This is a genomic window from Paenibacillus macerans (genome assembly GCF_050565405.1).
Lineage (GTDB): Bacteria > Bacillota > Bacilli > Paenibacillales > Paenibacillaceae > Fontibacillus > Fontibacillus macerans_B.
In genome coordinates this window covers 1-22,075 of the sequence record NZ_JBNYYG010000003.1, presented here as the reverse complement: position 1 = coordinate 22,075, position 22,075 = coordinate 1, and the positions used below count along the sequence as shown (strand labels likewise).

Here is a 22,075-nt window from a genome sequence, read left to right as displayed (position 1 = left end):
CCTCCAACATGTCAGTTTAGGAATGTGTGGCTGACCGCGAGAAATACTCACCGGCAGCCACGATGTCTCCTGCTTCTTCTATTATGCCCAAACGAGTTTGCCGAAATCGGCAAATGACTTCAGATCTTCATCGATCGCAGACAGCAGCGCCAAGCGGTTCTTACGGATCGTTTCGTCTTCAGCCATAACCATGACGGCATCGAAGAATACCGTAATCGCTTCCTGCAGGCCGGCGAGCAAAGTCAGCGCTCCCGCTGCGTTGCGCCGGCCCAACGTGTCGCGGTAACTGCCTGACAGTGAACGCCAAGCTTCGTAAAGCGCTTGTTCCGCCGGCTCGGCAAGCAAGTCCGAGCGAACCTTTTCGCCGGTTGCTTTTGCCGCGAGATTGCTGACCCGTCCGAACGATTCCACCGTCAGCTTGAAATCCTCCTTCGCATTAACGGCCTCCATCAACGCGTTGCCGCGTGCGACCACAGACACCACGTCATCATATCCGGCCGCCAGGACCGCGTCCGCCACGTCATAGCGAAGATTAAGATCCGACAGCGTTTTTCTGACGCGCAGTCCGAAGAATTCCATCAGGTCCTTCAAGATTTCCTCCTCGCCGCGCTTGAGGCCGCGAAGCTGCTGATGCGTTTCCAGGGCGATCTTGAAAATATCGGTCAAAGAAACGGACAACCGATGCTCGAGGATGATCTGGACGATGCCGGCAGCCTGGCGGCGCAAGCCGTAAGGATCCTGCGACCCGGTCGGGATAATTCCGATCGAAAAGCAGCCGGTGATCGTATCGATTTTATCGGCGATGCTGACGATGGAGCCAACGGCCCCCGCCGGAACGGCATCGTCGGCGAACCGCGGCTGATAATGCTCGAAGATTCCTTTCGCCACGGTCTCGGGTTCTCCGGCTTTACGCGCGTAGTCTTCACCCATGACGCCCTGCAGCTCAGGGAATTCGTAAACCATTTGCGTAACGAGGTCGAATTTGCAGATTTCCGCGGTGCGTGCCGCGGCTTCGGCCGTTCCGGTATCGATGGCCAGCAGGCTCGACAGCTTCTCCGTATTCCGGCGAATGCGGCGGACTTTGTCGCCGATCGTCCCCAGCTCTTCGTGGAAAACGATGCTTTCCAGCTTCGACAACGCGTCCTTGATGGCCAGCTTCTGGTCTTCCTCATAGAAGAATTTGGCGTCGGACAAACGGGCGCGCAGCACTTTTTCGTTACCGCGAGCGATTGTCTCCAGCGACGCGTTATTGCCGTTTCGTACCGTGACGAAGTATGGCAACAGATTGCCTTGCTCGTTCAGCACCGGGAAATAGCGCTGATGCTCGCGCATCGAGGTGATCAGCACTTCTTGCGGAATGTGCAGGAACGACTCCTCGAACGTACCGAACAGTACGGTAGGGGTTTCCACCAAAAACAGCACTTCCTCCAGCAAATCCTCTTTGACCGCGATATGCCAGCCCTTTTCCTTGGCCAGGGCATCGATTTGGTTTTGGATCAGGGTCTGACGTTCGTTCACGTCGGCGATCACGTGCTGGGCCCGTAGCGTCTCCACGTAAACGGCCGGCTCTTCGATTACGGTTTCCGCCCCGAGGAACCGGTGCCCGCGCGTCACGTTGCCGGATTTCACGCCGGCGATCTCCAGATCGATGACGTCTTTACCGAACAAGGCGACGATCCAGCGGATCGGACGGACGAATTTGAAATCGTAGCTGCCCCAACGCATGTTCTTCGGAAAATTCATCGCCTGTAAAATGCCTAGCAAGCCTTCGGACACGATGCTTGCCGTTTCAACGCCGATGCGGCTTTTGTTGACATAAATGTATTCGGTGCCTCCCACCTCGCGGAACGTGAATTGCTCCGGGCTGGCTCCTTGGCTGCGGGCGAAGCCCAGCGCCGCTTTGCTCCAATCGCCGTTTTCGTCCAGAGCGATTTTGCGCGAAGGGCCTTTGACTTCCTCGTGCACATCCTCCTGTTTCTCGGCTACTTCTTTTACGAGCACGGTCAAACGGCGCGGCGTTGCATAGGTTTCGATCGCGCCGTGCGTGATCACGGACTCCTCCAGCCATTTGGCCGTCCGATCCTTCAACTGCTCCATCGCTCCGCGGATGAAGCGGGCCGGCATTTCCTCCAAACCGATTTCGAACAACAAATCCTTAGCCACGTGCAGCCCCCCCTTTCTGAAGCATCGGGAAGCCAAGCTTCTCGCGCTCCTCCAAATACGTGGCGGCGACTTGACGCGCCAAATTCCGTACCCGGGTAATATAACCCGTCCGCTCCGTTACGCTGATCGCCCCTCTGGCATCCAGCAAATTGAAGGTGTGGGAGCATTTCAGCACATAATCATAGGCCGGGAACACCAAATGCTGCTCCATCGCCTTGCCGGCTTCCTGCTCGTACATGTTGAATAAGGTAAACAGCATTTTTACGTCGGAGATTTCAAACGTATATTTGGAATGCTCGAATTCCGCTTGGTGGAACACGTCGCCGTAAGTCGTTCCGTCGACCCACTCCAGTTCGAACACGTTTTCCTTGTCCTGGATATAGGAAGCGAGGCGCTCCATCCCGTACGTGATTTCCACGGCAACCGGGTTGGCCTCGATCCCGCCGACCTGCTGGAAGTAGGTAAACTGGGTGATCTCCATCCCGTCAAGCCAGACCTCCCAGCCCAGGCCCCAAGCGCCCAGACCCGGATGCTCCCAGTTGTCTTCGACAAAACGGATATCATGCTCGAGCGGGTTGATGCCCAGCCGCTTCAAGCTTTCGAGGTAAATCTCCTGAATATTGTCGGGTGACGGCTTGATAATGACCTGGAACTGGTGATGCTGATACAAACGGTTCGGGTTCTCCCCGTAACGTCCGTCGGCCGGACGGCGCGAAGGCTCGACATAAGCCACGTTCCACGGTTCCGGACCGATGGAACGCAGAAACGTCATCGGGTTCAGCGTGCCCGCGCCTTTCTCCACGTCATAAGGCTGCACGACGATGCAATTTTGCTCAGCCCAAAACTGCTGCAGGGTTAAGATCATCTGCTGAAAATTCATAAACGAACCACATCTCCCTCTACTTTAGATGGTGTTCAGCCGGCTGTTTCGGGGCAATATAAAAAAGCTCCCGCCTCTACGCCTGCTGTCAGACGTAGGGACGAGAGCTGTAAAAGGTCGTTTAAAAAGTCCGCTTTTGATCACGAAGTGAATCAAGAAAAATCCGACTTTTTAAACTCGCACTTTAAGTTCCCGCGGTTCCACCCTACTTGATTTGCCGAGCCGCCAAAAAACGCCGAGCTGGACAAATCCGCTTTTCACGATCGTTTCATGCTCCCGGGACGCCGTTCATAAGACCTTCCGACCGGGCTCCCACCCTCCCCGGCTCGCTTAGTCAGCTTTTGATCACGAAGTAGTTCCATGAAGATTATTCGGCATCGAATCTTGAATTCAGCCGGGCCTTCCGTTGCTCACGTAGGCTCCACCTACGCTCCGCTACTCAGTCCCTGCTTCATCCAACCTTCTCGGTGCTGAAAAGCTGATTTTTAACAAAAGCCTGTCTTATTACTTTTCCCGTTCAACGCACAAGTCTCCATAAAGGAGAAATTCCTTTATATATTATATGATTTTATGCAGTTCGTCAAATTTCATACTTGTCCAGCTGGTCGAGGAAATGCTGCGATTTCAGCTTGAGTCCGAGCTGCATGTCCATGAAAGCCCGCATCACGGTTTTTAGCTCCTGCTTCGTTTCGTCCTTCACCTCTACGTTTCCGAGCCGGCGGAGATCCATTTTTTCAAACAGCGCCAGCAGCTTGAGCACGCCCGGCGAAACCTTCAGCGCCGCAGGGTCCTGATGCCGGCAGCTGCGGCACAGCTTCCCGCCCAAACGCGGGCTGACATAAGGCGAATCGTCGATCCGTCCGCAGGAGATGCAGCGTTCCAGCGAAGGACCGTAACCGGCCGCCTGCAGAATTTTCATTTCATACAAATGCAATACGATTTGCGGATCCTTACCCGACGACAGCCCGTCCAGGCAGGCTTTGAGCTGGGTGTACCAAAAGCTGCCCACCTCTTCATCCTGCAGGGTCCGATCCAGCAGCTCGCAGGCGTAGGAGGCGTAAGCCGCCAAAAAAAGGTCCTCACGCAAAGAAAAGTGAGATTCGATGATCTCACCTTGATTTAGCGTTCCCAACCCCCCGTTTTGGCGGAAGAACACGTATTCACCTTGCGTAAAAGGCTGGGTCAGCGCCGCATGCCGGCTTTTCACCTTTTTTGCGCCGCGCGCCAGAACCCCGATTTTACCGTTCAATTCCGTGCATAATGTAATGATTTTATTGCCTTCTCCATAGTCCATGCTGCGGATGACGATACCTTCCACCCTGTAGAGCATGCCTTTTCCCCCAAACAGTTATTACTCGGCTTCTTCCTCTATGACCAGCTCTTCAGCGGCCGCAGCCTCCTCCTCGGAATTGCCGCCGGCTTCTTTATATAGCATATAAGCATCGACATCTCCAGTCATCGCAAAATACTTCCACGAAAAATCTCGCATTCGTATTCATCCTTTCTTCGGAAATGACGCCTGCATCTTCAAAGATAGGATGTGCGCATAGAAGCGAACTATGCGTTGCAATAACTCCCAGTATAGAATGGGCTAACTTCCGTCACGGTCGATCAAGCGTCCTTATGGAACCCCAGATCCTTCAAAATCCGTTCCTGATTCCGCCAATCTTTCTTTACCTTGACCCACAACTCGAGGAAAATTTTGGAACCGAGCAGGTTTTCGATATCATGTCTCGCCAGTTTGCCTACTTCCTTCAGCAAAGACCCCTGTTTGCCGATGATGATTCCCTTCTGGGAATCGCGCTCGACGAAGATGACCGCAGAAATGTTCACCACCCCGTTCTCCTGCACGCGCATGTCCTCGATCGTCACGGCGATGGAATGCGGAACCTCTTCGCGGGTAAGATGCAGGATTTTCTCGCGAATCAACTCCGCGCACACAAATTGCTCCGGATGGTCGGTCACCTGATCCTCAGGGTAATATTGCGGACCTTCCGGCAAATATTTCTCGATCTGCTCGAGCAAAGTATTGACATTATTGCCCAGTTTAGCGGATATCGGTACGATTTCCGTAAACGGATGAAGCTTGCTATATTCCTCGATCAGCGGCAGCAACTGCTCCGGCTCGACGCGGTCGATTTTGTTTAGCACCAGGATGACCGGCGTTCGCACATCCTTCAATCGTTCGATGATGAATCGGTCTCCGCCGCCGAGCCCTTCCGCGGCATCGACAAGAAAGAGGACCGCTTCCACTTCCCCAAGAGTATTCAGCGCCGTATTGTTCATATAGTCGCCAAGCTTCGATTGGCGTTTATGGATGCCCGGCGTGTCCAGAAACACGATCTGCATGGTTTCCGAGGTATACACCCCGTGAATTTTGTTCCGCGTCGTTTGCGGCTTATCGGACATAATGGCGATTTTTTGGCCGATGACCTGATTCATCAGCGTCGACTTGCCCACGTTGGGCCGCCCGACGATCGCCACGAAGCCGGACTTGAATTTTGTTTTAGCCATAAAATAGTTCCTTTCGTCATGACCTGAACATAGGTTTAATTAACGGACCGTAATGACCTTATTTGCCCATTTCCCGGTTATTTCCCACTGTAACGGACTCCAGAGACCTTATTGGACACTCATGGCGGCCATTTAGTACGTTTTGCCCGAAATAAGGTCTCTTCGGTCCGTTAGAATCGGAAAATGCCCAAAAGTGTGTCAATAGCGTCTCTGGTGTCCGTTAGATATCAAGAAGGTTGGATGAAGCTAGGGACTCAGTAGAGCAGCGTAGATGAATCTACGTGAGCAACGGAAGGCCCGGCTGAATTCAAGATTCGACGTCGAATCCGCTTCTATGCAAAAGCTTCGTGATAAGAAAAACACCTATCGAAGTACCTTCCAGGAAGCCAGACCGCGATTAGCGGTAGTTTTTCTTGCGATATAAGGAAGCTGATGCTTAAGGCGCCCATACATTCCTATATCTTCAAAAGATGACTTTTTGAACTACCTCTAGGTTTGGGGCTCCTCCAAGTGCGAGGGAGCGAAAGCGTACGGCAGCAACTCCCGCACGGTGGTATGGCGGATATTGCCCTTGAGATTGCCGAGAATCACCGGCATATCCGGCCCGCACAGCTCCAGCAGCACTTGGCGGCAAACGCCGCATGGCGCGATCGGTTCATCCGTGTCGCCGACAACGGCGATCGCTTGAAAGGTCCCGGGGCGATGCCCGTCGGCAATCGCCCGGAACAAGGCCGTTCGCTCGGCGCAGTTGGTTGGACTGTAGGCGGCATTCTCCACGTTGCAGCCGTGGTGGACATGACCTTGACGATCCAGCAGTGCCGCTCCGACGCCAAAGCCGGAATAGGGGATATAGGCGTTTTTATGGGCCTTAATCGCTTCCTGCATTAAATGGGCGTGATCCATGTTTTATCATCTCCTTAACAACGCTAAAATAAGAGTGGTTAGCGGATTTTTCTGATTCACTAGTTTCAGAAATTGCAGAAATCCGCCCATAAAGGCGAACACTCCGCTTCTTCCGAATCATTTCACCCTCTAGCCTAAATCCGCAGTTCAACTTAAGTTAATTCAGCTATAACCCGAGCCAGTCTATTACGGGCCCGTAAAATAACAAGATGCCGATCGCTACGGCAAAAACCGCTGCGACCAGCACGGCCCCGGCAGCGGCATCCTTGGCGATTTTGCCTAGTTGATGCCACCCCGGGGCTGCAAGATCCACCAGAGCCTCAATTGCCGTGTTTACCAGCTCCAGCGAGATCACCAGGGCGATGACCAGCAGAAGCAGGGCCGTGTCCCGGGCGGGAAGTTTAAAACCCACCGCTGCAACGATCACCACTATGGCGGCGACGACATGGACTCGTAAATTACGCTGCGTTTTAAGCGAAGCTGCGATCCCCTCCAGCGCATACCAGAACGTGGAACTCCATCGACGAGGCGGCTTCATTAGCGAAGCAACCCGACTTGGGCCAGCGCGTCTTCCTGCTTGCCCATCATTTCCGCTTCGCTTTCGGCGTCCTGATGATCATATCCCAGCAGATGCAAAAAACCGTGCACGAACAAAAAGCCGATCTCCCGTTCGAGGGAGTGCCCGTAATCTTCGCTTTGCGCCTTGGCCCGATCCACGGAGATAATGATATCCCCCAGCACATCAGTCAGATCTTCCAGTTCCTCATCCGCTTCCAGTTCATAGACGATCTCAGGCTCCTCCTCCAGCGATTCATTCATCGCAAAAGACAATACGTCGGTTGGCCGGTCGATGCCGCGGTATTCGCGATTCAACTCGTGAATCGCCTCGTCGTCCACGAAAGTTAATGCCACTTCGCCTTCGGCAATGCCTTCCGCCGCTCCGGCGATTTGAAGCACTTTATTCAATACATCGATCAAATCCTGACCGATCTCCATTTTCTCTTGTTCATTGCTCCAAGCCAGCTGTAGGCCCATTCACGCCTTGCCCCCTGTCCTTCTCCTCGTTCTCTTTGCTCTTCTTGATTTCCTCCGGATATTCGATCCGCGAATGGAAGATGCCCATTACCGTTTCCTTCAACGTCTGCGCAATGAGATCCAGCTCGCGCATCGTCAGATCGCATTCGTTGAATTGATGGTCGTCCAACCGGCTTTTGATGATCTTCTCGATCATCGATTCCACCTGATCCACCGTAGGCTTGCGCAGTGAACGAACGGCGGCTTCGACGCTGTCGGCGATGCCGACTACCGCAGCTTCCTTAGATTGGGCTTTCGGTCCCGGATAGCGGAAATCCTCCTCGGTGAAGTCCGGCTCCACGCCTTGCTCCTCGGCCAGACGAAGCGCCTTGTGGTAAAAATAATGCAAAAACGTCGTCCCATGATGTTGCTCGGCAATGTCCCGGATCGGCTTAGGCAGTTTGTAGTCCTTCTGCATCTCCACTCCGTCCCTGGCGTGCGCGATGATGATTGATTTGCTCAGCTTCGGATCGATGAAATCATGCGGATTTTCCATGTTGTTCTGGTTTTCGATAAAATAGCTTGGCCGCTTCGTCTTCCCGATGTCGTGATAATACGAACCGACCCGGCAGAGCAGCCCATTGGCGCCTATCGCTTCCGCGGCGGCTTCCGACAGATTGCCGACCATGACGCTATGGTGGTACGTGCCCGGCGTTTCCGTCAGCAGCTTGCGCAGCAGCGGATGGTTCGGATTGGACAGCTCCACCAGCTTGAGCGCGGACAAGATCCCGAAGGTTACCTCGAAGAACGGCATCAGTCCGATGACCAGAATCGTCGTCAGCAACCCTCCAGCCACGGAGAATCCCAAAGCATATAAGGTGCTTTCCTGCGTCCATTCCTGATTGTCGATCAACATCATCGTAAAGATGGACAACGAGCCAAACAGGCAAATCATGATGCCCGCTTTGAGCAGCGTGGAACGCTGGCTGGCCCGGTGAATGGCGAAAATCGAAGCAAACGAGATGACGAAGGCAAAAAAGCCGAACTGAAAATCGAACATCTCGCCTTGCCGCGTATTGAGGATAATGCTGGCCAAAATGCTGAACAGGATGGAGCAGATATACGCCAGCGGCAAATCCAGAAGCAGCGTAATTAGCATCGCCCCCGTAGCGATCGGCGCCAAATACCCGATGTACGCGTGCTGCTCAGTTTGCAATATGTTAATCACATGCATCGAAACGATGGTGATCAGTATGATCAGCAGCAGCATGACGAACTGGGCATTGTTATATTTGAAGCGGTTCGCGCCCTCCGATTGGCGAATATACATGATGAGCCCGATCGACATCAGCAAGGACAGCAGAACGAGGCCAAATTGCGGAGAATAATCGACCTCATCCTTGAGCAGGCCGTTTTTCTCCAACAGCGTATACATTTCCTGGGTAATTTTCTCGCCTTTCTTGACAAGCACATCCCCCTGCTTGATAAACACGGTCGGCGTGTTTTCACGTGCTTCCACTTTCGCCGCCTTCGTTGCTTCCTCATCGTAAAACTTATTGGCAGTGATCGAGAGACGAGCAAGCTCCTGAACGACTTCGCGGGAAGTCCGCTTGCCAAGGGAGCTCGTGCTGACCATTTCCGCAACCTTGGCCCGCGCGGTCTGCGCCTCCACGATCGGGTCCGCCGTCAACCGGGCAACGATGTCCGCCGCTACCGGCTTCATTTCATTGATATCCTCCGAGGTCAACCGGGGGATCTTGATAAACGTTTCTTCCGAGATGTGATACTGTTGTTCATCTACCCGCTGCGTAACTTCCTCGAACAGGGTAGGCGAATATGTACTGGAGCCGCGATTGTTCATGATGAAATTTTGAACGTAGTCCTTGACGCGCTGCGGCAGCTCTTCGCGGTAAATCTTGATTTTGTCATCTTCCGACACCTGATCGTCCTGGTTCAAACGAAAAATCCGGTCCAGCATTTGCGCGACCAGCGTTTCGTTGCGGAACGGAAGGATCGTATAGACCTGACCTACCTTCTCGGCCGCTTCCTCCTGGGCTTTCAGCGTCGCCTTCGTATCGGGAATATCCATCGGCGCCATAATTTCCTTGTCGCTGGGCAAACCTACGGCGATATCGTACGTTTCGGGAAGCAGTTTGGGCGCCAGACTGACGTACAGCATAACGACGAGCAGCACGAACAGAACATAACGCACGGCTGTGCTATGTTTCCATCCTGCTATTCTGGACTGAAACGCACTCTTTTTTTGCTGATCGTTATTTGTCATAAAGACAGCCCTCCTGAACAATGTAAACCCCGCGAAGTGGCTGGAAGCTTAACCTTGATTTTCGGCAGCACGGTCATACGCAACAATGATTTTTTGGACGAGCGAATGGCGGACGACGTCCGATTCCGCAAAATAGACGAACCCGATCTCCTCGATATCGCGCAAAATCGACTTTGCTTCCACCAGGCCTGACTTTTTGCCTTTGGGGAGGTCGATTTGCGTCACGTCCCCGGTAATCACCATCTTGGACCCAAATCCGAGCCGGGTCAAGAACATCTTCATCTGCTCCGGCGTCGTATTCTGCGCCTCGTCCAGAATAATAAACGAATCGTCAAGCGTCCGCCCGCGCATATAGGCCAGCGGCGCGATTTCGATCAATCCCCGCTCCAGCGCCTTGGCGGTCTGCTCGGGGCCCATAACGTCGTATAGCGCATCATACAGCGGACGCAAATAAGGATCTACCTTTTCCTGCAGGTCGCCCGGCAGAAAGCCCAGGCTTTCCCCGGCTTCCACCGCCGGCCGGGTCAGAACGATCCGTTTGACCGAGCCTTCCTTCAGCGCCGTGATGGCCAGCACGACCGCCAGATAGGTTTTGCCCGTTCCGGCCGGGCCGACGCCGAACACGACGTCCCGTTTCTTGATCGTCGTGACGTAATGCTTTTGCCCGATGGTTTTGACGCGAATCGGCTTGCCCCGATAGGTCATGGCGATTTCGCCTTTATATAAATCAAGAAGTTGATCGGCACGGAGATCCTTAGCTAAATCGATAGCGTACAGGACGTCCCGTTCCGTCAAAATGTATCCGTTCCGGATCAGTTCAAGCAATACTTCAAACAACTGCTCTACCTTCTCCGCTTCTCGGTGTTCCCCGCGGATAGTAATCTCCGATTCCCGCAAAACGATGCTCGCTTGCAAATGCTGTTCGATCAATTTAAGAAACACATCTTGAGGGCCGAATAACGAGAGTCCTTCAGCCGCGCTTTGAAGCGGTATTTTGATGTTTACCAGTTGTTCTGACAAATAGCCTCATTCTCCTTGCTCGTGTACTATCGGCATTTCCTCGGCGATATTCTGCTCTACTTCGAAATGCACTTTCATATAAACTTTACCATTGTCCGTCTTCTCATGCAAAATTTTTTGATTCATAATGACGCTATCCACGCCGTTTTTCGCCAAAATATCGCGCTTGGCCCGTTCGATTCCTTCTTGCTTCGCTTGCTCGGCCGTCCGCTTCCACTCCATTTCCGTGGTCTCCATCACCTTTTCGCTCATCCAACCGATCGGCAGTTTCACGCTGCGCCACGTCAGCGGGTCCAGCTCGGTCAGCGTCTCCGACTGGGCGAAAGATATTTTGCCGTACCCGGTCAACTGAATCGCCGTTTTGCCGAAATACAAATACCCGCGTTGCTTCCGTTCCCCAGTGTATACCTTTTGCCGGTGCACCAGCGGCACTTCGATGTTATAGACATGCCAAACGATGCCCCAGATTTCCGCTTTGGACACGACGGCTTTGCCTCCCTGAAAACCGGAAACGAGCACCTGGCCCTTTTTGACCCGATCGTTTTTGCCGACCTCCGGCTGGCCCTTTTCCGCATAAATATGCGTGATGACCGCATCGCTTTTGCTGACGAGGTGGCGCGGGCTCAGCAGTTCCTGTTCCATGGGCTGGGTGGCTTCCACCACCTGGATCGTAATCCGCGTCCCGGTGCGGGACACGCCGACCCAAGACGTTCCCGGGAGCTTGCGGGTCAGGCTGGCCGAAAGCTTGTCCTGTTCAGGCAAACGAAAAATCCATTGAAACGGATATATGCCTTCCTGCTTGGCCGCATTCAGCACGTCCTCGGAAGCGATTTGATCGTTCCCCTTCACCTCGACGTCCCAAACCAGCGAGGAAAGGCAAAAGATCGCTACGAGAAACAAAGCAAAGCCTGCGATGAAGCCTTTCCTCTTCCATATCTTGGCCCATACAAACGGCAAGCCCGAACGGCCTTTGACGGTTAGGCGGCAGCCTGTCCGCTTTAACAACGGCCGCAGTCGAAAAAAGTCGGCGAGCTGTACCTTCAACTCCATTTGCCCTCCAGGCAAGGGCTTGACATCCCAAATGTCGATGCCCTGTCTGGATAGCTCGTTCACGAGCTGTGCGATCGATCCTCCGCGGACCGTGATGGTGACGACACCCCTGAGTTGGGTTAAAGCCGGTGATTTCACGGGCTATTCCTCCGTTTCGCGATATTTGATGCCGAAGATACGGCCTTCCACAACAACTTCTTCCGGCATGATCGCCTTAATGACCAGGTCGCTGCCCTCTACCTCCAACGTTCCTTGGCTGAGAGCCAAATGCAGCGCTTCGGGAGAGAAATGGATAACGCCCCGGTGATTCTCTATATAAAGCTGCTGACCTCCAATTAAGGTGAGCCTGGGTAAATCGAATACAAGGTCGCTGGGCAAGTCGAGCGCATCGACCGTCCATTTGCGGATTTTGCGGACAAACCGGCTCATACGGGGCAATCCTCCTTCCCTTACTGTACAAATTATGCGGAGGTTTACTGTTTTATGAGAAAGGAAAAGAGCTGTCCCGGAAGTCCCTTTTGCCAAGACGGACGTAAACTCCCTCCGATTCACAATTCGCGATAAAAAAAGTCAAGGCCGCTCTGGTTAGGCAGCCTTGACTTTTTAAGTCCTTCGCAAAAATGAAAAAACACCTTCTACGATGAATCGTGTAGAAGGTGTTTGTCTGTGAAGTTATTGCAAAAGCTGCTGAACCGTCTGGTTAACAAGCTTGCCGTCCGCCCGGCCTTTGACCTTAGGCATCAGCGCGCTCATCACTTTCCCGATCTCGGCTTTCGAAGAAGCACCGGTTTCCTGGATGGTCTGCTGTACAATGACTTTAATTTCTTCTTCGCTTAGCTGTTCGGGAAGGTATTCCGTCAGGATCTCCGCTTCCGCTTTCACTTGTGCGGCAAGATCGTCGCGACCCGCTTTTTCAAATTCTTGGAGGGCATCTTTGCGCTGTTTGATTTCACGACTTAGGATATCAAGCACTTCATTATCGTCCAAAGTTCTTTTCAAATCTATTTCAAGATTCTTCATCGTAGCACGAACCATTCGAATGGTGGAGAGCTTGAACTTGTCTTGACTCTTCATCGCTTGCTTCATATCTTCGTTCAATCGCTCGCTAAGATTCATAGTTGACTAAATCCTCCTAAAACTTTCTCTTACGAGCAGCCTCGGACTTTTTCTTGCGCTTTACGCTTGGCTTTTCATAATGCTTACGTTTCTTCACCTCAGCCAATACCCCATCTTTAGCGATGGAACGTTTAAAGCGACGAAGTGCAGCATCAATTGTCTCGTTTTTGCGAACTTTAGTTTCAGACACCAGTTTTCCCTCCCTCCGACCAGACCGTCCAAGAGCATAACACGGTTCATCAAATTTCATTATAGGGGAAAGGGAAATAGGGTGTCAACCTGAGCGCCCGCTTTTTTCTCTTCCAATTTCTAAAATAGTGCGAGTTCAAAAAATCAGATTGGGATCGCCGAGAGAATTGGATGAGGCAAGGACGTCATTAGCGTAGCGTAGATGGATCCTACGTGAGCAACGGAAGGCCCGGCTGAATTCAAGATTCGACGTCGAGTCCACTCCTTGTATAAGCTTCGTGATCCAAAGATGACTTTTTGAACTACCGTTTCAATGAAGGTTCAAAAAGTCGGGTTTGGAGCACCGAGAAGGTTGGATGAAGCTAGGGATTGAGTAGCGCAGCGTAGGCAGACCTACGTGAGCAACGGAAGGCCCGGCTGAATTCAAGATTCGACGTCGAGTCCACTCCTTGTATAAGCTTCGTGATCCAAAGATGACTTTTTGAACTTCCTCTATAGTGTTATAGAGCATGCGAGTCCGAGGACTGCACCAACGCCCCCAGCTTGGCTCCCCCAAGCAAGTGGTAGTGGATGTGCTGAACCGCTTGTCCGCTGTCGGGACCGCAGTTGTTGATGAGCCGGTAACCGCTCTCCGCGACGCCCAGCTTCTTGGCCGTATCCTGGGCGATCCGGTGCATCTCCCCGATCAAGGCGAAGTCCTCCGGAGACACGTCATTCATGGAGGCGATATGCTTCTTCGGGATGATCAGCACATGGGTCGGCGCAGCCGGTTGGATATCGTGGAAAACGAGAAACCGGTCATCCTCATAAACCTTGTTCGACGGAATCGAGCCCTCGGCGATTTTGCAAAACAAACAATTGTCCATCGTAATCCTCCTAGTCATTTGTTCTTTCCCAATGGCTCCATAATACCGAAAAAAGGCAAAAAAAAGAAGCACCCTGCTACCTCAAAAATGAGTTGGCTGGTCGCACGGACGTATTGGACGGAAAATCTCGCACAACTCTCTGTCACCAATACGTCCGGCGGGGTGCTTGCAAATATGATGTCGGCTAACTGTAGTATAACAGCGGGGTGGTACTGTATCTGTGATCTACATCACGACTCCGAATGTTATTTTTTTCTGCCTATCGTGAGTGTTCAAAAAGTCAGGTTTTCGGCACCGGAAGGCCCGGTTGAATTCAAGATTCGATGCCGAATCCGCTTCAGGACTTGCTTCGTGATAAGATAAACACTATCGTCGTACCTTCTAGGAAGCAAGACCGCGTTTAGCGGCAGTTTTTCTTCCGATTCCTTATATCTTAAAGTGATGATTTATTAATTAACCTCTTAAATGAAATGGCGGGTATCGTTATTGCGTCCAAACTTGTAAGCCGCCAGCAGGAAAAAGACCAGGGCGAACGCGGCCAGCACCGACAGGTTGAACCAAACCCCGGCGAAACCGTCACCCTTCTGCAACGAATCGATGGATTGCAGAATCCAGCGCTGCGGCAAGAAATCGGCGATGCGGCGCGCGGCCGACGGCATGATCTCGATCGGGAAAAAGCAACCGGCGAGCAAACAGGTTGGCGTGATGATGATATTTTGCAAAGTGCCGGAAATGCCGCTGTTTTTGGAAAAAGCCACGATGACGAGCGAAAGGCTGACGGATACGAGCGCAAACAGCATTAACAGCAGCGCCATTCGGCCGAATGGGATCCCGGGATCGATGTTGAACACGACTTGCATGAAAAACAGGGTGAAGACGATCTGTACCAGCATGACGGTCAAATTGACGATAATATTCGCGATCACATAGGTTCTGGCGTTGATCGGCGAAGAGATGACCCGAAAGAAGGTGCGGTCTTCCCTGCTTTTCAAAATCAGCTCCGATAGGTTGACCGCCGACATCATCATGAACATGATCAGGAAGCCGATCGATTGATAGGTCATCGCTTGTTTCGTTTCGGACGAGTCGTTGACCGATTGGACCGCCAGCTTGACGGCAGGGTTCTGGTAATCCGCAACCAGTTGTTCAAACTTCGCTTGATCTCCCCCGGCGGCCCGGCCAAGGGCGGAAATGTTGTTAATGTAGCTATAAAGCATGGATTTGACGTAAGCCGTCACTTGCGCGCCCTTGACCGACTGAATGTCGATGCGGCCCGGCTCTCCGGCCAATACGCTTTGCGAAAATCCGGCTTCGAGCACGAGTCCGCTGTCCAGCTTGCCGGCGGCGAGTTGCTCGCGAAGCTCCGCCTCCGTGACCTTCGTCAATTGTACCTGATCCAAGCGCTGCAGAAAACGAACCGTATCTGCCGCGATTCGCTCCGCCCCGTCTTCATTCACGACACCGACCCGCAGCCCGGTTTGCCCCAGGTTGCCATACATAAGCATGGTCACCAAAATCCCGACGAGCGGCAAGCCCAAATAAAGAATCAGGTTATTGCGTTTACGAAACGTTGTCCGCAGCATATTGGCCGCGATCCACCAAATGTCTTTTCCCATATTACAATCCCTCCCTGCGCCGCATCATAAGCGCTGCCGCCGCCAGCATCACAAAAGCGACGCCCAGGTTTAGCGCGACGACCGGCAATGCCACGGACAACTGATCGTTGTAAATGATTTTCGTGATCGCCACATTGGCCCAGCGGATCGGAGAAAGGTTAGCGACATAACCGATGGCGCCTAAATCCTCATCCGCGCCCATCGGAAAATACGCGCCTCCGAAAAAGGCCGCGATTTGCGTAAAGATCATGATCACGCCGCGGGTTGCCGCTTCCTTCAGGACGTAGCTAATCGCCAAGCCCAAGCTGACGGCCATCACGACCTCCGAAGCCAGCACGCCTACTACCGTACCCAGATGATTGCCCCAGTAGGCGGCAAAAGCGTATTTGCTGAAGATGATGATGATCAGCACGCACAACATATTGATCACCATGTTGCCCAGCACTTTGCCGGCAAAAATTTCTCCCTTGCGTACCGGGGCCGCAGCGAGGCGTATCCCGGTTCCTTGCCTGATCTCGCCCGTGATGAGCTGGCTAGCGGAAATCGAGCTCCACAGGGCGATCATCGAAGTCATCGCTAAAGCATAGTAGTCCAGGGAGCCCGGCTGCCGATCCGCGGCAATCGAGGTCTCCTTGATGAAATCGCGTCCGGACGCGCCGGCGGCGAACGCCGTTTCCGCTTGGTCCGGAGCGGATTTCACGATGGCATACAACGCGTTGTACTGGTCGGCAAACGCCGTCAGCATCCCTTGGACCACATTGCTTTGAATCGCGTTTTGACCGCTTAAATAGAGTGAAATCCCGTCTCCGTCAAGTTCGACGTAATCCTCGTACCGGTTCTCCTCTACTTCTTCCCGGCCGTTCATTCCCGGCTTTAGGCGGTCGAACGACATCCCCATTCCGCCCGCCTCTTTGGCAAAAGCGTCAAAGGCTTGGGACAGCGCCTCATTCCTGCCGGTATCCTGGACCAACACGCGTATTTCCCCAACCTCGACCGTGCCGCCGAACGCATTCGTCAAGGCTACGCCCAGAATCAACATGAGGACGATGGGAAAAGCGAGCATAAACATCAGGGTCCAACGGTTGCGCATATCCCTTTTGATCTCCTTGAGCGCAATCCTGATTGTATTCATTCCGATTCCTCCTTAAGGCTGCTCCGATATCCCGCGTTGCCGTCAGTCCCGCAAATTCCGGCCGGTCAGCGTGAGGAACACCGTTTCCAGATTCGACTCCAGCTCCTCGACGGCGCGGATTACCGCCCCGCTCTCGATCAGCTGCTGCAAAATGCTGCTCAAGTTGTCGACGGCCATGTCGCTGTAAATCCGAATCGCGTTATCGTGGGCCGAGACGCTGCGGACGCCGGGAATCGCCTGAAGCATCCGAAGCTGCGCCTCCTCCGCCTTTTTGAGCTCGATGCGGACCTCCTTCACATCCGTAATCGCGGTGATCAGTTGCTCTTTGGTCCCGTCGGCGATGATCTTCCCGTGATCGATGATAGCGATGCGGGAGCAGATCTCCTCGACCTCCTCCATGTAATGGCTGGTGTAAATGATCGTGCAGCCCATTTCGTTCAACTTGCGCACGGAGGCAAGGATGTAGTTCCGCGACTGCGGATCGATGCCTACCGTCGGTTCGTCCATAATGATCAGCTTCGGCCGATGCGCGATGGCGCAGGCGATGTTAAGCCGACGCTTCATCCCGCCGGAGAAGTTCTTCGGAAAGCTTTTGCCCTTATCCTCAAGCCCGACGAATTTGAGCGCTTCCTCCACCCGTTCCTTCAGCTCCGTCCCCCGCAAGCCGTACAGGCCCGCGAAAAACTCCACGTTCTCGAACGCGGTCATATCTTGATAGATCGCCAGATCCTGAGGCACGATCCCGAGGTTCGATTTGGCAAAGCGGCTGTGCTTCGCGATGTTCTTGTCCAGAATGCGGATTTCTCCGCTCGTCGGCCGGAGCAAGGAGGCGGCCAGATTGATCGTCGTGCTTTTGCCCGCGCCGTTCGAGCCGAGAAAACCGAAGATTTCCCCTTCCTTGACGGAAAGGGACATATTGTCGACCGCAATGAAATCGCCGAATTTTTTGGTCAGACCGTGAATCTCCAACACATTCATCGTTACCTCTCCATTCCTGTTTCGTTCTTGACCCTATTGTAGAAAAAAAGGATGCCCTTATGTCAGTGCATAAGTTCATCCTTTTCGCATGAGATTCTTCACGTTCTGAATGTCCGGTACGGGCAAACATGTGGTGAAATTATTCATGGTGCACGTTAATCTACTTTCCTCCGAAAGGGATCAGCATCGTTACCGTAAACCCGTTCGCCCCGTCGGCGATCACGGTGCCGTGCACCGCCGCCGTCCGCTCCTCCATGCCGAGCAACCCCAGCCCTTTGACGATTTTCGCCTGTCCGCGCCCGTTGTCCGATACCATGACTTTGATCAGCTTGCTCAGCACCCGGACCTCGACATGGACGGCCGTCGCTTCCGCATATTTGGCGGTATTGGTCAACGCCTCCGTGACGTTGTCGTGAATGATCTTCCAATGCAGCGGCGTAATCCGCTCCAAATCTCCGCCGTGCACGACCGTCGTATGCAAGCCGGACTGGCCGCCGAAGGCTTCGACGGCGGTCCTGAGCCGATGGATGCCCAACTGCTGAACCGGCGGCTTCATGTTTTTGAGCGTTTGCCGGATTTGCTCAATCGCCTCCTTAGCGATGCCGATCGCGTTTTGCAGCAGCTTCTCGGCCCCGGGCGGGTCATGATGCAGCAGCCGTTTGGCCGCCTCCATCTGGATGAGCGCCCCCGTCATGGAGTGGCCGACGCCGTCATGAATTTCCTGGGACAGCCGGTTCCGCTCCTCCAGCTTGTAGGTATACTCGGAGGCGCGAATAAATTCCCGGTTCTCGTGCAGCTGTTTCCGCAGCTTTTCCTGATCCTCGCGCATCTTGTCGAGCTGGCCCTCCTGTTGGTTCATGCGCCGGATGAGGCGCTGGACGAGCAGACTGTTGAACAAGCTGATCAAGGCGATGAACGCATAGATGATCAGCAGCGTACCGTGCAGGAACACGGCCGGAACGATCAACGCCGCCGCGGGGACCATCTGGCGGACCGGCCCGGAGCAGGCCAGCTCGCAGATGCTGAGCGGCAGCAGGAGCGCAAATTCCGGGCTGACGTAAACGGCGCAGAGGGAAGCGTAAACCACGGTCAGTCCGTGAACGGCTAGCCGGAAGCCCGGTTTTCGGATGTTCATGGCCGACAGGTTCAAGGCCAGGTACACCAATATGAACAGCACGAGCCAGGACGAAGGCGCCGCTGCGGAGAAATAGGCCAGGGCCACCATCAGCCCCAGCACGATCATTTTATTTCCTACGCTCCACGGTTCCATCGACTAGCGCGTCCTTCCCGTCAAATAATAGATGGCGATTTGCGTGCGGTGCTCAAGCCCGGTTTTATTCAGGAGGGAAGTGATATAATTGGCGACCGTTCCTTCGGAGATAAAAATTTCCCTGGCGATTTCCTTATTGGACAATCCCTTGGCGATGCGGGTCATCACGTCCAGCTCGCGTTCGGTAAACAGGCTAAGATCGATCGGCGGACAAGGCGGATCGGCGGCACCGGCGGAAGCTCCGACCGCAGACGCCGCGGGAGTTGCCGATGCGTCAGGGCCGGCGGCTATCGGCGGGTTCATGGGCTCGCGACGGATCGGCGCGTCTTCCGCCGGGGGCGTGTCGGGCTTGTTCCGGGCACCGCTTCCGCCAAGGGACTGTTTTAGCTTGTCCAGTACGACGTCCTGCAGCACGTTATGCCCGTAATGGACGCTTTTGATCGCGTCGCGGATCCGTTCGGGATCGTTATTTTTCAACAAATACCCTTTAGCCCCGAAACGGATGGCGTCCGTGATGTATTCATCGTCGTCAAAGGTCGTCAGGATCAGCGGTTTCGCCAAGCCTTCTTCCGTCAATATCCGCGTCGCTTCGACTCCGTTCATGTTCGGCATGCGCACGTCCAGCAGGGCCACGTCCACTTGGTGATTCCGGCAAAAAGCGACCGCCTCCTGCCCGTCCTGCACCGAATCCACCACCTCGAACTCCTCGAAGCTGTTCAGGATGATTCGCATTCCTTCGCGGATAAACGAATTATCGTCCGCGATCAGCACTCTAATTTTCATGCCTTGGCCTCCGTTTCATTTCCGTCAAGCATGCCCGAGGGCACGCGCTAAAGCCGCTCCATCTCGACCCGGGAGCCGGCCCCGCCGCTTTCCGCCGGAATCACCACCAGCTTCCGCGCCAGCCTCGACCGCAACTCGGCGACATGGCTGATGATGCCGACGGCGAGATGGTCGTGATGCAGATGCTCCAGCGAAGTGATCACCGTATCCAGCAACTCCGGATCCAACGTGCCAAAGCCTTCGTCGAGGAAAAAGAACTGCAGCGGATATTGGCCGCGCAGCTGGATCTGCGCCGACAAGGCCAGCGCCAGCGCCAGCGAGGTCAAGAACGTCTCGCCGCCCGACAGCGTGGCCACGGGGCGCTTCACGCCTCCGTTGGCATCGTCGCATATGACGAACCCGCCGCCGGAATCCGTCTCCAGCGCATAACGCTGCTTCGTCAGGAACCGCAGCCGCTGCGACGCGGCATGGCTGACGTTCATCAACTGCTCCTCGGCAACGTATTCGACGAACGCGTTGCCGCGCAGGGCGGATTGCAGCTTGGCCAACATTCCCGCTTCGTGCTCCAGCTTGGCGCGGGACGACTCCAGCTCCTTCCAGCGGACATGGCGGATTTGCAGGTCCTCCCAGTCCCGTTCGGCGCGAGCCTTGGCCTGCAGGGCCGCCTCGTCCTGCTCCTTGGCCGCGGCCAGCGCCGTCCCGCCGGCCTGCCATTCCTCGCCGCTGACCGTCTGGCCGTTCAGCTTGGCGTCGAGCTCGCCCAAGCCGATCTCCAGCTCGCGTTCCCGGGTGCGATGGCTTTGCACCGTCCCGGCGATCGTATCCGCTTCGCCCGGAGCGAGCAGGCTTTCCGTCACGGCCGATTCCCCGTCAAACGGCGAAGCCTCCAGCTCCTTCCGCCAGCGTTCCTGCAACTGCGTCTCCTGCTCCCCGGCCGAGGCGGCCGCCTGTCGGGCCAGGGCCTCCGCTTTGGACAGTTCGTTGCTTTGAGCCGCCGTTTCCGCTTGGCGGACCCGGGCGGTTTCCGCCTGGTTGCGCAGCGCTGCCAGACGTTCCCGGGCTTCGCCCAACAGCTCGTCCGCCGGACGGTCGCCGGCTACCGCAAACAACCGCTCCTGCTTCTCGCCCAGCAGTTCCCGCTTGCCCTGCTCCTGAACCTCCCACTGCAGCAGCATCTTGTCCAGCTCCACCGTTTCGCTGGCCAGCGCCTGCAGCTTGGCCGTCTTCTCCTCGATGAACGGAATGCTTGCCGCAAGACGCTGGCGAAGATCCTCGGCCATTCGGTCTTTGGCGGCGAAATCATCCAGCCGACGGGCCGCATCCTCCGGCGTAAGGCCCGGATATAAGCCGTCCCAGTCCCGCCGTTTGGCGCCGAGAGCCTCGCGGCCCTCGGCGCAGCGCCGTACCGCCTGCTCCAGCAGCCCGGAGGCCGCGGCGACGGCCGCTTCGGCGGCGGCTCGCTGCGGCTGAACCGCCGCAAGCCCGCTTTGGGCCGCACGGTAGTCTTTCTGCAGCGCCTCGAGCCGGCGGCGGCAGTCGGCATGCTGCTCGCGCAGCGCGGCTCCATGCCGTTCGGCGGCGGCTAAGGCGACGGGCTCTGACGCGTCGCCGGCCGCGGCCGTTAGGGTCGCAGCAACCTCGCGTGCCCCCAGCGGCATGGCAGCCTGCTTGCCGCTGTCACTTGCGGCCCCCTCGTCCTCGTCCGGTGCGTTCAACGTATCTAACAAGCTCAGGCAAACATCCCGATCCCGGGAAACGTCAAACAGCAGCTCCCGGCTGGCCGCAATCAGGCCGATTATCGCTTCAAGCTCGGCTTCGCTGCCGGCCGATTCCCCCTCGTCCGCTTGCGCCAACGCCGGGTGATGAACCGAACCGCACACCGGGCAAGGTTCGCCGCCGGCCAGCTCCTCGGCCAGCCGCGCCGACCAGCGATGCCGCTCGCGATCCTTTAGCCCCTGCCGCAGCGCAGCCTCCCGGCCGGCCAGTTCCCCGGCATAGGCTTGCAGGGCGTCCTCGAGGCCCGACAGCTGCCGCGCGGTTTCCCGGACCGGCTGCGCCATCCCCCGGACGGCGGCGACCGCCGCCTGCTCTTCGCCGACCGCGCGCTGCAGCGTGTCCGCCGCTTGCTGCATGGAGGCGCGGCCGCCCGCCTCCTCCGCTTCCGCTTTGGCCAACTGCTCGCCAAGGGCAGCGAGCTGTTGACCGAACTGAACGGCGCTCCGAAAATGAAAAGACCACTTGTGCTTATGCCTAGTGGTCTTTGTTGCGTTTGATTTCGTTGATAGCTCACAAGTCGC

At 55.2% G+C, this 22,075-nt stretch carries 21 protein-coding genes; all 21 read right to left on the bottom strand.

Annotated elements, in window-relative coordinates; all coding sequences use genetic code 11:
• Positions 1 to 81: 81 nt before the first annotated feature.
• Positions 82 to 2,163 (bottom strand): glycine--tRNA ligase subunit beta, encoded by a 2,082-nt coding sequence (gene glyS, locus ACQ4N8_RS03515; RefSeq protein WP_430702942.1) that lies wholly within the window; start codon positions 2,161 to 2,163, stop codon positions 82 to 84.
• A complete protein-coding gene (glyQ, locus tag ACQ4N8_RS03510; RefSeq protein ID WP_430702941.1) occupies positions 2,156 to 3,043 on the bottom strand; it encodes a glycine--tRNA ligase subunit alpha in 888 nt (295 codons plus the stop codon). The genes glyS and glyQ overlap by 8 nt, the downstream gene beginning before the upstream one ends.
• Positions 3,044 to 3,623: 580 nt before the next feature.
• Positions 3,624 to 4,373 carry a DNA repair protein RecO gene (gene recO / locus ACQ4N8_RS03505; protein ID WP_430702940.1) on the bottom strand — a complete coding sequence of 250 codons (750 nt, stop codon included), beginning with the start codon at positions 4,371 to 4,373 and terminating at the stop codon, positions 3,624 to 3,626.
• A gap of 21 nt (positions 4,374 to 4,394) precedes the next feature.
• A complete protein-coding gene (locus tag ACQ4N8_RS03500; RefSeq protein ID WP_430702939.1) occupies positions 4,395 to 4,532 on the bottom strand; it encodes a YqzL family protein in 138 nt (45 codons plus the stop codon).
• Positions 4,533 to 4,654: 122 nt separating this feature from the next.
• Entirely contained in the window at positions 4,655 to 5,557 is a 903-nt protein-coding gene (gene era / locus ACQ4N8_RS03495) for a GTPase Era (protein WP_430702938.1), read from the bottom strand.
• A 489-nt stretch (positions 5,558 to 6,046) separates the two neighbouring features.
• Positions 6,047 to 6,460, bottom strand: a complete 414-nt coding sequence (gene cdd, locus ACQ4N8_RS03490) for a cytidine deaminase (RefSeq protein WP_430702937.1) — start codon at positions 6,458 to 6,460, stop codon at positions 6,047 to 6,049.
• Between the two features lie 166 nt (positions 6,461 to 6,626).
• Positions 6,627 to 6,998 carry a diacylglycerol kinase gene (locus tag ACQ4N8_RS03485; protein ID WP_430702936.1) on the bottom strand — a complete coding sequence of 124 codons (372 nt, stop codon included), beginning with the start codon at positions 6,996 to 6,998 and terminating at the stop codon, positions 6,627 to 6,629.
• Entirely contained in the window at positions 6,998 to 7,495 is a 498-nt protein-coding gene (gene ybeY, locus ACQ4N8_RS03480; protein WP_430702935.1) for an rRNA maturation RNase YbeY, read from the bottom strand. Before ybeY ends, ACQ4N8_RS03485 begins: the two co-directional genes overlap by 1 nt.
• Positions 7,467 to 9,758 carry an HD family phosphohydrolase gene (locus tag ACQ4N8_RS03475; RefSeq protein ID WP_430702934.1) on the bottom strand — a complete coding sequence of 764 codons (2,292 nt, stop codon included), beginning with the start codon at positions 9,756 to 9,758 and terminating at the stop codon, positions 7,467 to 7,469. The genes ybeY and ACQ4N8_RS03475 overlap by 29 nt, the downstream gene beginning before the upstream one ends.
• 48 nt (positions 9,759 to 9,806) lie before the next feature.
• The gene (locus ACQ4N8_RS03470) at positions 9,807 to 10,778 is read right to left on the bottom strand and encodes a PhoH family protein (protein WP_430702933.1); all 972 of its coding nucleotides are present in this window, start codon (positions 10,776 to 10,778) and stop codon (positions 9,807 to 9,809) included.
• Positions 10,779 to 10,784: 6 nt separating this feature from the next.
• Positions 10,785 to 11,966, bottom strand: a complete 1,182-nt coding sequence (gene yqfD, locus ACQ4N8_RS03465) for a sporulation protein YqfD (protein WP_430702932.1) — start codon at positions 11,964 to 11,966, stop codon at positions 10,785 to 10,787.
• A 3-nt stretch (positions 11,967 to 11,969) separates the two neighbouring features.
• Positions 11,970 to 12,257, bottom strand: a complete 288-nt coding sequence (gene yqfC, locus ACQ4N8_RS03460; protein ID WP_430702931.1) for a sporulation protein YqfC — start codon at positions 12,255 to 12,257, stop codon at positions 11,970 to 11,972.
• 243 nt (positions 12,258 to 12,500) lie between these two features.
• Complete coding sequence (locus ACQ4N8_RS03455) at positions 12,501 to 12,944, bottom strand: GatB/YqeY domain-containing protein (protein WP_430702930.1); 444 nt, start codon at positions 12,942 to 12,944, stop codon at positions 12,501 to 12,503.
• 16 nt (positions 12,945 to 12,960) lie between these two features.
• Complete coding sequence (gene rpsU, locus ACQ4N8_RS03450; RefSeq protein WP_005547957.1) at positions 12,961 to 13,134, bottom strand: 30S ribosomal protein S21; 174 nt, start codon at positions 13,132 to 13,134, stop codon at positions 12,961 to 12,963.
• A 499-nt stretch (positions 13,135 to 13,633) separates the two neighbouring features.
• Positions 13,634 to 13,999, bottom strand: a complete 366-nt coding sequence (locus ACQ4N8_RS03445; RefSeq protein ID WP_430702929.1) for a histidine triad nucleotide-binding protein — start codon at positions 13,997 to 13,999, stop codon at positions 13,634 to 13,636.
• 461 nt (positions 14,000 to 14,460) lie between these two features.
• Positions 14,461 to 15,615, bottom strand: coding sequence for an ABC transporter permease (locus ACQ4N8_RS03440; RefSeq protein WP_430702928.1), 1,155 nt, complete (start codon positions 15,613 to 15,615; stop codon positions 14,461 to 14,463).
• A 1-nt stretch (position 15,616) separates the two neighbouring features.
• A complete protein-coding gene (locus tag ACQ4N8_RS03435; RefSeq protein WP_430702927.1) occupies positions 15,617 to 16,747 on the bottom strand; it encodes an ABC transporter permease in 1,131 nt (376 codons plus the stop codon).
• A 42-nt stretch (positions 16,748 to 16,789) separates the two neighbouring features.
• A complete protein-coding gene (locus ACQ4N8_RS03430) occupies positions 16,790 to 17,725 on the bottom strand; it encodes an ABC transporter ATP-binding protein (protein ID WP_430702926.1) in 936 nt (311 codons plus the stop codon).
• 160 nt (positions 17,726 to 17,885) lie between these two features.
• Entirely contained in the window at positions 17,886 to 18,995 is a 1,110-nt protein-coding gene (locus tag ACQ4N8_RS03425; protein ID WP_430702925.1) for a sensor histidine kinase, read from the bottom strand.
• A 3-nt stretch (positions 18,996 to 18,998) separates the two neighbouring features.
• Positions 18,999 to 19,778, bottom strand: a complete 780-nt coding sequence (locus ACQ4N8_RS03420; RefSeq protein WP_430702924.1) for a response regulator — start codon at positions 19,776 to 19,778, stop codon at positions 18,999 to 19,001.
• Between the two features lie 47 nt (positions 19,779 to 19,825).
• Positions 19,826 to 22,075 (bottom strand): SbcC/MukB-like Walker B domain-containing protein (locus tag ACQ4N8_RS03415; RefSeq protein WP_430702923.1); only part of this gene is annotated, 2,250 nt, incomplete at its 5' end.

Excerpts from the sequence above, each read along its gene's own strand:
- ACQ4N8_RS03425 (WP_430702925.1), bottom strand. The coding sequence starts at position 18,995 with ATGGAACCGTGGAGCGTAGGAAATAAAATGATCGTGCTGGGGCTGATG.
- ACQ4N8_RS03430 (WP_430702926.1), bottom strand. The coding sequence starts at position 17,725 with ATGAATGTGTTGGAGATTCACGGTCTGACCAAAAAATTCGGCGATTTC.
- ybeY (WP_430702935.1), bottom strand. The coding sequence starts at position 7,495 with ATGGGCCTACAGCTGGCTTGGAGCAATGAACAAGAGAAAATGGAGATC.
- ACQ4N8_RS03435 (WP_430702927.1), bottom strand. The coding sequence starts at position 16,747 with ATGAATACAATCAGGATTGCGCTCAAGGAGATCAAAAGGGATATGCGC.
- ACQ4N8_RS03485 (WP_430702936.1), bottom strand. The coding sequence starts at position 6,998 with ATGAAGCCGCCTCGTCGATGGAGTTCCACGTTCTGGTATGCGCTGGAG.
- cdd (WP_430702937.1), bottom strand. The coding sequence starts at position 6,460 with ATGGATCACGCCCATTTAATGCAGGAAGCGATTAAGGCCCATAAAAAC.
- recO (WP_430702940.1), bottom strand. The coding sequence starts at position 4,373 with ATGCTCTACAGGGTGGAAGGTATCGTCATCCGCAGCATGGACTATGGA.
- glyQ (WP_430702941.1), bottom strand. The coding sequence starts at position 3,043 with ATGAATTTTCAGCAGATGATCTTAACCCTGCAGCAGTTTTGGGCTGAG.
- ACQ4N8_RS03475 (WP_430702934.1), bottom strand. The coding sequence starts at position 9,758 with ATGACAAATAACGATCAGCAAAAAAAGAGTGCGTTTCAGTCCAGAATA.
- era (WP_430702938.1), bottom strand. The coding sequence starts at position 5,557 with ATGGCTAAAACAAAATTCAAGTCCGGCTTCGTGGCGATCGTCGGGCGG.
- ACQ4N8_RS03420 (WP_430702924.1), bottom strand. The coding sequence starts at position 19,778 with ATGAAAATTAGAGTGCTGATCGCGGACGATAATTCGTTTATCCGCGAA.
- ACQ4N8_RS03445 (WP_430702929.1), bottom strand. The coding sequence starts at position 13,999 with ATGGACAATTGTTTGTTTTGCAAAATCGCCGAGGGCTCGATTCCGTCG.
- ACQ4N8_RS03500 (WP_430702939.1), bottom strand. The coding sequence starts at position 4,532 with ATGCGAGATTTTTCGTGGAAGTATTTTGCGATGACTGGAGATGTCGAT.
- ACQ4N8_RS03455 (WP_430702930.1), bottom strand. The coding sequence starts at position 12,944 with ATGAATCTTAGCGAGCGATTGAACGAAGATATGAAGCAAGCGATGAAG.
- yqfC (WP_430702931.1), bottom strand. The coding sequence starts at position 12,257 with ATGAGCCGGTTTGTCCGCAAAATCCGCAAATGGACGGTCGATGCGCTC.
- ACQ4N8_RS03440 (WP_430702928.1), bottom strand. The coding sequence starts at position 15,615 with ATGGGAAAAGACATTTGGTGGATCGCGGCCAATATGCTGCGGACAACG.